Annotated in this window: 2 protein-coding genes and 2 pseudogenes; 2 read left to right on the forward strand and 2 right to left on the reverse strand. The window is 71.6% G+C overall.

Features of this window, described 5'->3' with window-relative positions; translation table 11 throughout:
- Window positions 1-134, forward strand: a pseudogene (locus ACFWGJ_RS36905) (4-(cytidine 5'-diphospho)-2-C-methyl-D-erythritol kinase); the annotation flags it as partial.
- 440 nt (window positions 135-574) lie between these two features.
- Here ACFWGJ_RS36905 and ACFWGJ_RS36910 read toward each other — a convergent pair.
- Both ACFWGJ_RS36910 and ACFWGJ_RS36915 read right to left on the reverse strand, forming a co-directional pair.
- Window positions 575-1,507 (reverse strand): annotated as a pseudogene (locus tag ACFWGJ_RS36910) (NAD(P)-binding domain-containing protein); the annotation flags it as partial.
- A 16-nt stretch (window positions 1,508-1,523) separates the two neighbouring features.
- Complete coding sequence (locus ACFWGJ_RS36915; RefSeq protein ID WP_387333332.1) at window positions 1,524-1,688, reverse strand: hypothetical protein; 165 nt, start codon at window positions 1,686-1,688, stop codon at window positions 1,524-1,526.
- Between the two features lie 498 nt (window positions 1,689-2,186).
- On the opposite strand from ACFWGJ_RS36915, the gene ACFWGJ_RS36920 reads away from it, so the two are divergent.
- Window positions 2,187-8,661: SDR family NAD(P)-dependent oxidoreductase (locus tag ACFWGJ_RS36920; RefSeq protein ID WP_387333334.1), on the forward strand; the 6,475-nt coding region annotated here is incomplete at its 3' end.

Below are 8,661 nucleotides of genomic sequence, written 5' to 3' on the forward strand. Positions count from 1 at the left end.
CCATCTGCGCCGAGTTGGGCAGCGACGTGCCGTTCAGCCTGGTGGGCGGGGCGGCGCTCGGCACCGGGCGGGGGGAGAAGCTGGAGACCCTGGAGGTCGGCGGCACCTTCCACTGGGTGTTCGCGGTGGCCGACGTACCGAGGTGCCTGGCGGTGACGTGGAGGAGCTGCTCGTGCTGCTCCTGGGTCAGGCCCAGGCGCAGTGCGAGTGCCTCGCCCCCGGCCGTCACCGAGCACACCCCTGTCTCGGGCAGCTGCAGTTCGACCGACTGGGCGGCCTCCATGTCACCGGCGAGAGCCGCGGCGATGGAACGGACCTGCTCGTAGCCGGTGAGCATGAGGAACGTCGGGGCGCGCCCGTAGCTCTTCATGCCGACGGCGAAGTAGCCCGGTTCGGGGTGGGCCAGTTCGCGGTAGCCGTGCGGGGTGACGGTGCCGCAGGAGTGCTGGTTGGGGTCGATCAACGGTGCCAGCGCGCGGGGCGCGGACATGATCGGGTCCAGCTCCAGGCGGAGCTCGTCGGCGATGCTGTAGTCGGGCCTGAAGCCGGTGGCCGCGACGATCCGGTCGGCGGTGAGGGTCTGCTCGGTGCCGTCCGGTGCCCGGGAGATGAGTTCCACCTGGTCGCGCGCCGGATCGGCGCCCAGGGGACGGACGGCGTGGGCGCGGAAGTTGGCCGCGAGGGTGACACGGCCGGTGTCCACGAGCATCTTCAGGCCGGAGCCGATGGCGCCGCGTGCGGGCAGCTCGTCGTCGCCGCCACCGCCGAAGGAGGCAGCCGGGTCGGCTCCGCGGATGGCCCAGGTGATGGTGGTGTCCGGTGCGGTGTCCGCCAGTTCGGCCAGGGCGAGCAGGGTGTTGGCCGCCGAGTGGCCGGCGCCGACGACGACGGTGTGGCGGCCGGCGTGCTGGTCGCGGTCGGCCCCGAAGACGTCGGGCAGGCCGTGGTTGATCCAGGCGGCCGCGTCCTGCTCGCCGTGGGCGGGAAGGCCGTTGGCGCCGACGTGGTTGGGCTGGCGCCAGGTGCCGGAGGCGTCGATGACGGCGCGCGCGAGCAGTTCGTCACCGTCCGCGAGGCGAAGGACGAAGGGGACTGCCTCCCGGCCGGCGGTGCGCAGGCGGTCGATGCCCAGTCGGCTGATGGCGGAGACGGCGGTGCCGTAGCGGATGTGGGGAGCCAGGGCGGGCAGTTCGGCCAGCGGCTGGAGGTAGTGCTTGACGAGTTCGCCGCCGGTGGGCAGGGCGGAGGCGTCGGGCTCGTCCCATCCGGCAGCCGCGAGGAGACGGCGGGCGGCGGGATCGGTGTTGAACTCCCAGGGACTGAAGAGCTGGATGTGGGACCAGGCCTGCACGGCCGGTGCCGCGGCGTCGCCTTCCTCCAGGACAACGAAGGGGACGTCGCGTTCGGCCAGGTGCGCCGCAGCGGCCAGGCCGACTGGGCCGGCTCCGATGACGGCGACGGGAAGACGGTCGGGGCTGAGGTCGACCACGGTGTGGTGTCCTTTCACGAGGGGCGGGGCGGGATCAGGCGTCTCGCGCGGAGTCGGTCGAGGACGTCGCGAGGTCCTCCTCGCTGTCCGCTTGTGCGTGCTGCTCGGTTCGCTGCTGCGCCCGCTGCCGCCATGCGTCGATCGCGGCACAGCAGGAACTGGTCTGCCCGGCACCGGCGGGACCGGCGGGTTCGCTCATCAGGATCGGCTCCTGTCGCGGCGGTTCGGACGGCGGCGCGGGAAGCGCATCACGACCGCCTATATAGATAAACAACGAATCAAAGACCCAGCGTCGCCTCTGCTTCGATGAATGTCAACCTCATACCTGGGCCTGCCGAGTTGTGACGAGCCTCACTCCGCGCCGCGTTGCGTTTAGCTCATGCGCCGGGCCAATCTCGATACATGTCGAAACAGCGGGGTTAGCGGCACCGGGCCCATCCGCCCAGTGCCACAATGACATCGGGGATCAGCGGCTGTGCCGATAGCCGCGCCCGGCCCGTGAACGGTCAGTGCGCTCGCCCCGCACATGGCCGCTCAGCCAGCGGAGCCGACTCTTTCCCGCCTCACTCCCGCTGTGTCCTCGGTATGTGCGCCCGCCACCGGGCCGGTTCTTGCTGCCGGTTCGCCGCGCCCGTACCGCGCTTCCTTCCGTGCTGCTTCACCAGTGAACGGCTTCGCCATGCCCGGAAGGACATTCATGCCTCACGACTCCACCCGCGCGGCTGAGACCGCCAGTGAACCGATCGCCATCATCGGTTTGGCCGGACGGTTCGCCGATGCGACCAGCCCGGAACAGCTCTGGGACATGTTGATCCAGGGCCGCGACGCCATCACGGACATCCCGTCCGAGCGCTACGACATCGACGCCGTCTACGACCCCACGCCCCGTACGCCCGGCCGCACAGTGAGCCGGTGGGGCGGGCTGCTGCGCGACATCGACGCCTTCGACGCGGAGTTCTTCGGTGTCTCCCCCCGCGAGGCCGACCGCATGGACCCCCAGCAGCGGCTGCTGCTGGAAGTCGCCTACGAAGCCCTTGAGGACGCAGGCCAGTCCCTGCCCCGTATCGCGGGCACCGACACGGGCGTGTTCATCGGTCAACTGGGCGGTGACTACTGGCACTTGCAGTACGACGACCGCGAGCAGCTCGATCTGTACGCGATGACGGGCGCCGCCTCACGCGCCATCACCTCGGGCCGGCTGTCGTACGCCTTCGACCTGCGCGGGCCCAGCTTCACCGTCGACACCGCCTGTTCCTCCGCCCTCGTCGCGGTCCACAACGCCGTACAGGCGATCCGGCTCGGCGAATGCCCGCTGGCGATCGCCGGCGGCGTCAACCTCGTACTCCTGCCGGAGGAAGGGGTCGTCTACTCCGGCGCCGGCATGCTCGCCTCCGACGGCCGCTGCAAGTTCGCCGACGCCTCGGGCGACGGCTTCGTCCGCAGCGACGGCATCGGCGCGGTCATCCTCAAGCCCCTGTTTGCGGCGCTGGCCGACGGCGACCGCATCCGGGCCGTCATCCGCGGCTCCGCCGTCGGCAACGACGGCCAGAGCAGCGGCTACCTGGTCACCCCCGCCGTCGAGGGCCAGCTCGGCGTACTGCGCCGCGCCTACGCCGACGCGGGCGTCGTCACGGCCGACATCGACTACATCGAGGCCCACGGCACCGGCACCAGCGTCGGCGACCCGGTCGAACTGCAGGCCCTGGCCGACATCGTCGGCCCCCGCACACCCGACCAGCGCTGCCTGGTCGGCTCGGTGAAGACCAACATCGGCCACGCCGAAGCAGCCGCCGGAATCGCCGGCCTCATCAAGGCCGTGCTGTGCCTGGAGAACAAGACGGTCCCGCCCAACCTGCACCTGAAGAACCCCAACCCGGCCGTGGACTGGGACAACCTGCCGCTGACCGTGCCGACCGAGGCCACACCGCTGCCCGAGCGGGACCGGCCCGCCATCGCCGGGGTCTCCAGCTTCGGCTTCTCCGGCACCAACGCCCACCTCGTCCTCGAAGCGGCACCCGAGCCGGCCACCCGCACGGCCGACGCCACGACGCCGGACTCCCGCAGCGAGTTGCTGGTGCTGTCCGCCCTGAGCCCCGAAGCCCTCGCCGACACCGCCCGCGCCATGGCCGACCACCTTGAAGGCCCCGGCGCCCGGCACTCCCTGCGCGACATCAGCCACTCAGCAGCACAGCGCCGCACCCACCACGACGCCCGGCTCGCGCTGGCCACCGACAGCCACGCCGAGGCCGCCGCCGTGCTGCGGGGCTTCGCCGAAGGCGACAACGAACCGGGGCTGTCCTTCAGCGACTACACCGACCCGGAAGCCTCTCCCCGGATCGCGTTCGTCTTCCCCGGCCAGGGCTCGCAGTGGCCGGGCATGGGCCGCGAACTCCTCGACACCGAACCGGTCTTCCACCAGACCATGCAGGCCTGCGACGAAGCCATCAAGGCCGAGACCGGCTGGTCGGTCATCGAACTGCTGCGCTCGGCGGACGAGGAGCGGCTCAAGCAGCTCGACGTCATCCAGCCCACCCTGTGGGCCATGGAGATCGCTCTGGCCGAACTGTGGAGGTCCTGGGGCATCGAACCGGATGTGGTCATCGGCCACAGCATGGGTGAGTCCGCAGCCGCCTACATCTCCGGGGCGCTGTCGCTGCCGGATGCCGCAGCGGTCATCTGCCGGCGCAGCCGCCTGGCCAAGCGCCTGTCCGGGCGCGGCACCATGGCCTGGGTCGGCCTGCCCGCGGACGAGACCGCCGCCGCACTGGCCGGTCACGAGGACAAGGTGGCGATCGCCGCCATCAACAGCCCCACGTCCACCCTGCTGTCTGGCGACGTCGACGCCCTCATGCAGGTGCTGGCCGCCCTCGACGAGCGCGGTGTCGACAACCGTCGCGTCAATGTGGACTTCGCCTCGCACTGCCCGCAGATGGACGCCCTCCGCGACGACCTGCTCGCGGAGCTGTCCCATCTCACCCCGCGCGCGGGCCGGATTCCGCTGCACTCCACCCTCCTGAACGAAGTGATCGACGGCTCCGGCATGGACGCCGACTACTGGGTACGCAACATCCGCCAGCCGGTCGACTTCGTCGGCGCCGTCCGCGGCCAGCTCGGCCTGGGCAACACCGTGTTCGTCGAGGTCAGCCCCCACCCGCTGCTCGTGACCGGTATCCGTGAGACCAGCCGTGTCGCCACCGGTACGGACACCACCGCGGTGGGCAGCCTGCGCCGCAACTCCGACGAACGCACCGCCCTGCTGACCTTCGCCGCCGCCCTGCACACGGCCGGCGCCAAGCTCGACCTCGGCGCGCTGACCGCCGGCGGCACCTACGTACCGCTGCCGACGTACCCGTGGCAGCGCACCCGCCACTGGATCAGCCCGGCCCCCATCTCCGCAGCTCCCGCCGCCACGGCACCCGCCGAGCCCAAGCCCGCCGCGCAGCCCCCGCATCCGCTGCTGGGCCGACCGGTCCCCACCGAGGGAACCACCCGCGTCTGGCAGGGCCCTCTGCGGCTCACCGACAACGCCTACCTGCGCGATCACTGCATCCAGGACACCATCATCCTGCCGGGCACCGCCCACCTGGAACTGATCAACGCCGCCGCGCGCACCGAACTGGGCACCGGCGCACTGTCGTTGAGCGAGGTGCACTACCACCGCGCCCTCTTCCTGGACGAGGAGGGACCCGCACCCGAGGTCCGGGTCACCCTCACCCCCCACCCCGACGGCTCACTGCACTGCCGCATCGACAGCCAGGACGCGGACGCCGACGACTGGACCCTGAACACCGAGGCCACCGCTCGCGCCCTGCCCGGCGACGCACCCCAGCCCGGCGAACCGCTCCAGTCGATCCGCGCCCGCCTGCCGCAGCACCAGGACGCCGACGACTTCTACCCGTGGAACGCCGAACGCGGCAACCAGTGGAACGGCACCTTCCAGGGCATCACCGAACTGTGGCGCACCGACGGTGAAGTCCTCGCCCAGCTCACCTGCCCCACCCCGCTCGTGGAGGGCCTCGCACGCCACCACTTCCACCCCGCGCTGCTGGACGCGAGCGGCCACTCCATGGCCGCCGCCCGCCCCCTGACCGTTCCCGGTGAGGAAGGCGTCTTCGTCCTCGGCGGCATCGACGAGGTCCGCTTCTACCAGCAGCCGCCCGCCTCGCTGTTCAGCCACGCCAGGCTGCTGCCGTCCGCCCGCGAGGACTCCTTCGTCGCCGACATCGACATCCGCGCCGACAACGGCACGCTGATCGCCCAGATGCGCGGCCTGCGCCTGCAGTACCTGGCCGGCCACGCCCCCGCCCCGCTCGACCCGCACACCAAGGACTCCGTGACACCGCCTCCCACCCCCTCCATCCCGGCCGGACACGCCGACGCCCGGGACACCTGGCTGCACACTCTCACCTGGGACCAGGCACCCCTGCCCGCACCCGGCACGTCCGCCGCCGATCCGGACGGCTTCTGGCTGGTGCTGACCGACAGCGGCTCCACCGGGCGCGCCCTGGTCCGGGAACTGACCGGCCGCGGACAGCGCGTGGTGGCCGTCACCGCCAGCGCGGGGCAGCTGGCCGGAGGCGGCGACCGCTACCGCATCGACCCGTCCGACGACGGGCACTACCGCGAGGTCCTGGTCGACGTCGCCCGGTACGGCACCTGCCACGGCATCATCCACCTGTGGGCACTGGACGCCCAGGCCGGTCTCGACGCCACGCCCACCGAGATCCGCCGCGCCCAGGTGCTGGCCACACACAGCGTCCTGCACCTGACGCACGCCCTGGAGAAGGAGTCGCTCGGCCACCCGCCGCTGTGGCTTCTCACCCAGCTCGCCCAGGCCGCCGACAGCACGGAGCGGGTACGCCACCCCCTCCAGGCCATGCTCTGGGGACTGGGCCGCACTCTGGCAGCCGAGCTCCCCGCGCTGCATCCGCGCCTGGTCGACCTCGACCGGTCCGCGGCCAGCATTCCCGCCTTGGCACAGCTGCTGCTGCACGCGGACCAGGAGGACCAGATCGCGCTGCGCGACGGCCGGCGCCTTGCGGCCCGGCTGCGCCCGGCGGACGCCGCCGCCCGCACGCCGCAGGCACTGTCGCTGCCCGCACCCGGTGTCATCGACGACCTGCAACTGCTCGATGTCCCCTCGCGTTCCCTCGGCGCGGACGAGGTCCGTATCCAGGTCGCCCACGCAGGCGTCAACTACCGCGATGTGCTGCTGGCCCTGGGCATGTACCCGGGACAGGACAACCGGCCGCCGACACTCGGCTGGGAGTGCGCGGGCACCGTCACCGAGACCGGCAGCGATGTCACGGACGTCGCCGTCGGTGACGAGGTCATCGCCTTCGCCGACGGCTCCCTGGCCGGCGAAGTCGTCACGCGTGCCTGCCTGACCGCTCCCAAGCCGGCCCGCCTCACCTCGGCGCAGGCCGCGACGCTGCCCGCCTCCTACCTGACCGCCTACCACGCGCTGCACGACCTCGCCCGTATCGACCGCGGCGACAAGATCCTCATCCACTCCGCCACCGGCGGCACCGGACTTGCCGCCCTGAACGTCGCCCGCTGGAAGGGCGCCCGGATCTACGCCACCGCCGGAAGCGACGCCAAGCGCCAACTCCTCGCCAAGCTCGGCGTGGACCGTGTCGCCGACTCGCGCAGCCTGGACTTCGCCGACACCTTCCGCCCCGCCGTCGGCGAGAACGGCTTCGACGTCATCCTCAACACCCTGGCGGGCGAGGCCATCCCGGCCAACCTCTCCCTGATGGCGCCCTACGGGCACTACCTCGAACTGAGCAAGCGCGACATCCTCGACGACAACCCGCTGCCCCTCGGCGCCTTCGCGCGGAATCTGTCCTTCCACGCCGTCGACGTCGTCCACATGATCCAGAACGCGCCGGAGCGTGCCGGACGCATCCTGCGCGCCGCGGCCGCACTGGTCGACAGCGGCGACCTGCAGCCCCTGCCGCACACGGAGTTCCCCGCCGACCAGGCCGCCGACGCGTTCCGGCTCATGGCCCAGTCCCGCCACACCGGCAAGATCGTCCTGTCGTTCGGGCAGACGCCCTCCGTACCGGCGAGCGGCCCCCGGGGCCAGGCCGTGACCGTGCATTCCGACGGCACCTACTTGCTCACCGGGGGTGCAGGCGGCATCGGCGGACAGCTCGCGCTGTGGCTGGCCGACCAGGGAGCCCGGCACCTACTGCTCACCGGTCGCAGTGCGCTGCCGGCGTGGGACACGGCGGTGGACGCGAACCACCCGCAGGCCGCAGCCGTCGCCGTACTCAGGCAGTTGCGCGAACGCGGCGTGCACGTGACGTACGAAGCGGTGGACGTCGCCGACACCCAGGCCATGCAGACGATGCTCGAAACGCGGCGCCGCACCGGACTGCCGCCCGTACGTGGTGTCTTCCACGCGGCCGGGGTCATCGACTACACCCCGCTCAGCGACATGAGCAGCGCTGAGATGGACCGGGTGCTGGCGGCCAAGGTCTCCGGAGCGTGGAACCTGCACCGGATCCTGAGCGAGGAATCGGTGGAGGCGTTCGTGCTGTTCTCCTCCGGTTCGGCCCTGCTCAGTTCTCCGATGCTGGGCGGGTACGCGGCCGGCAACGCCTTCCTCGACGGGCTGGCCCACCACCGGCATGCCCAGGGGCTGCCCGCCACGGTCGTCAACTGGGGTTTCTGGGACAGCGTCGGCATGGTGGCCCGCAAGGAAGAGGAGGACGAGCGCACTCTGCTGCCGCAGGGCATGGCGTCCTTCAGCCCGGCTGACGGACTGGCGCTGCTGGGCCGGATCCTGGCCGAGGGCAGACTGCAGACCGCGGTGCTGCCGGCCGACTGGCCCGCGTGGGCCCGTGCGTATCCGGCTGCCGCGACAGCTCCGCTGCTGCAGCATCTGACCAGTGGCGGCCAGTCCGGGCGCCAGGTCCCCGTCCGTGAGGAGCGGATCGTCGAGCCCGTCGCACCGCCCCAGGTTGCCGATCCCGCCGTGCAGCACCAGGCCGCGTCGGACCCGGCACCGGTCGCTCCTGCCGCCGTCCCGGAGCCCGTTGTCACTGCTCGGACCGCGTCACAGGCCCCGGCTTCCGGCCAGGCTGTGCCCAGCGCTGAATTGCTCGACTTCCTCAAGCAGGAAGTAGCCGTGGTGATGGGGCTGCGCGCCGAACGCGTCAACGTCA

The sequence above is a fragment of the Streptomyces sp. NPDC060205 genome, from assembly GCF_042728395.1.
GTDB lineage: Bacteria > Actinomycetota > Actinomycetes > Streptomycetales > Streptomycetaceae > Streptomyces.